This window comes from Longimicrobium sp. (assembly GCF_036554565.1).
GTDB lineage: Bacteria > Gemmatimonadota > Gemmatimonadetes > Longimicrobiales > Longimicrobiaceae > Longimicrobium.
Map to the genome: position 1 here is coordinate 1 of NZ_DATBNB010000716.1, position 2,971 is coordinate 2,971.

Consider the following 2,971-nt stretch of genomic DNA (forward strand, 5'->3'; position numbering starts at 1 on the left):
CGACACGCAGGCGCTGAAGGAGAGCGACGCGTTCATCATCCCCGAGCTCTCGTCGGCCGTGCGGCAGCTCCTGCTGGAGCGCCACCTGGTCAGCCGCGAGCTGGTGGGCGGCGAGGGCCATCCCGCGCCGACCAGCACCGCGCTGATCATGGCGCCCGGCGAGGCGCTGAGCGTAATGGTGAACGAGGAAGACCACCTGCGCCTGCAGAACATCGTGGGCGGCTTTCGCCTGCGCGACGCCTGGCGCGACGTGGAGCGGCTGGACGACGAGCTGGGCCAGCGGCTTCCCTACGCCTTCCACGCGGAGTTCGGCTTTCTAACCAGCTGCCCGACCAACGTCGGCACCGGCCTCCGCGCATCCGTCCTGATGCACCTGCCGGGACTGGTGCTGACGCAGGAGATCGGCAAGGTGCTGCAGGGGATCAGCCAGGTGGGGCTCACCTTCCGCGGCCTGTACGGCGAGGGGAGCGACGTCGTGGGCAACTTCTTCCAGATCAGCAACCAGACGACGCTGGGGAAGACGGAGGAAGACCTGATCGACCACCTGCAGCGCATCGTTCACCAGGTGGTGCAGTACGAGGCCCAGGCGCGCTCCGTCCTGCTGCGCGACGCCCCCGTGGTGATCGAGGACAAGGTGTGGCGTGCGTACGGGTTGCTGCGCCACGCCAGGTCGGCTTCGTTCGAGGAGGTGATGAACCTCCTGAGCGGCGTACGGCTTGGCGTGGGCCTGAAACTAATCGGAGACGTACGTGTACAGACGCTGAACCGGATCATGATCTTTGCCCAGGCGGCCCACCTCGAGCGCGTGGTGGATGGAAGCCTGCCCCAGGGCGATCCGGACGTGAGGCGCGCGGCGTTCGTCCGCGGCATCCTGGCGTCGGAGGAATCTGGCGCGACGCATGCGTAATGCGCGCGTGGAACGTGGGAGTTCGCCCCGTCTCGCCCCGAACTGAGGTCCTGCTCAAATGAACTACAATTTCACCGACCGCGTGCGAAAGGTCCTGGCCATGGCCCGGGAAGAGGCCATCCGGCTTCAGCACGACTACGTCGGTACCGAACACATCCTCCTGGGGCTGATCCGCGAGGGCGAGGGCGTGGCCGCGGCCGTGCTGAACAACCTGAACGTCGACCTGGAGCAGGTGCAGGAAAAGGTCGAGGAGTCGGTTCGGCGCGGAAAGGCCACCATCGCGCTGGGCGAGCTTCCGTATACGTCGCGCGCCAAGAAGGTGCTGGAGTTCGCCATGGCCGAGGCCCGCGAGCTCAACCACAGCTACGTGGGTACCGAGCACCTGCTGCTGGGGCTGCTGCGCGAGGAAAAGGGCATCGCCGCCGAGGTCCTCACCCAGCTCGGCGTGAGCCTGGAGGATGCCCGGCGCGAAACGCTGAAGCTGCTGGGGAGCGAGCCGAACGCCGCGCCTTCCGTTGGCTCCGGGCCCTCGGCCTCGGCCAGCGGCGCGACGCCGGCCAAGGGTGACAAGAAGAGCAAGACGCCGGCGCTGGACCACTTCTGCCGCGACCTGACGGAGCTGGCGCGCCAGAACGAGCTGGACCCCACCATCGGCCGCGCGGAAGAGATCGAGCGGGTGATGGAGATCCTGTCGCGCCGCAAGAAGAACAACCCCGTGCTCATCGGCGAGCCCGGTGTGGGCAAGACGGCCATCGTCGAGGGCCTGGCCCAGCTGATCGCCGAGAACAAGTGCCCCGACTCGCTGCGCGACTACCGGGTGCTTTCGCTGGACATGGCAGCCGTCATCGCCGGCACCAAGTACCGCGGCCAGTTCGAGGAGCGGCTCAAGGCGGTGATGAACGAGATCAGCCAGAACAAGAACATCATCCTGTTCATCGACGAGCTTCACACGCTGGTGGGCGCGGGCGCGGCCGAGGGCGCCATCGACGCCAGCAACATGCTGAAGCCGGCGCTGGCCCGCGGCGAGCTGCAGTGCGTGGGCGCGTCCACGCTGAACGAGTACCGCAAGTACATCGAAAAGGACGGCGCGCTGGAGCGGCGCTTCCAGACGGTGAACGTGGAGCCGCCCTCCATCGACGAGGCCATCCAGATCGTCACCGGGCTGCGCGGCCACTACGAGGACCACCACCGCATCCGCATTCCGGACGACGTGATCGAGGCGGCGGTGAAGCTGTCGGAGCGCTACATCACCGACCGGTTCCTGCCGGACAAGGCCATCGACGTGATCGACGAGGCCGGGGCCCGCGCGCGCCTGCAGACGCAGGTGCCGCCGCCCGACGTCGAGGAATTGAAGAAGCAGCTGGAAGAGGTGGCGGGGAAGAAGGACGGCGCCATCCGCGACCAGGACTTCGAGCGTGCCGCCGAGCTGCGCGACTACGAGCGCGACCTGCAGCGCCGCATCCAGGACCGCGAGAAGAGCTGGGAAGAGGAGCGGAAGACCAACCGCCCCGCGCTCAGCGAAGAGGACGTGGCGTTCATCGTCAGCCGCTGGACGGGCATTCCCGTCACGCGCCTGAAGCAGGCCGAAACGGCCCGCCTGGTGAACATGGAGGGCGAGCTTCACCAGCGGATCGTGGGGCAGGACAAGGCGGTGCAGACCATCGCCAAGGCCATCCGCCGCAGCCGGGCGGGGCTCAAGGACCCCAAGCGCCCCATCGGCTCGTTCATCTTCGCCGGGCCCACGGGCGTCGGCAAGACGGAGCTGGCGCGCGGGCTGGCCGAGTTCCTGTTCGCCGACCGCAACGCCCTGATCCGCGTGGACATGTCGGAGTACATGGAGAAGTTCTCCGTGTCGCGGCTGATCGGCGCGCCTCCGGGGTACGTGGGCTACGAGGACTCGGGAACGCTGACCAAGGCCGTCCGCCGCAAGCCGTACTCGGTGGTGCTGCTGGACGAGATCGAGAAGGCGCACCCCGATGTGTTCAACATTCTGCTGCAGGTGCTCGATGACGGCCGCCTGACGGACAATAAAGGCAGGGTTGCTAACTTCAAGAACACCATCGT

Annotated in this window: 2 protein-coding genes; both read left to right on the forward strand. The window is 67.3% G+C overall.

The annotated features are described in order from the left end of the window. Positions 1-907 (forward strand): ATP--guanido phosphotransferase (locus VIB55_RS20000; RefSeq protein ID WP_349263056.1); only part of this gene is annotated, 907 nt, incomplete at its 5' end. A 58-nt stretch (positions 908-965) separates the two neighbouring features. Next, positions 966-2,971: ATP-dependent Clp protease ATP-binding subunit (locus VIB55_RS20005; RefSeq protein WP_331878436.1), on the forward strand; the 2,006-nt coding region annotated here is incomplete at its 3' end.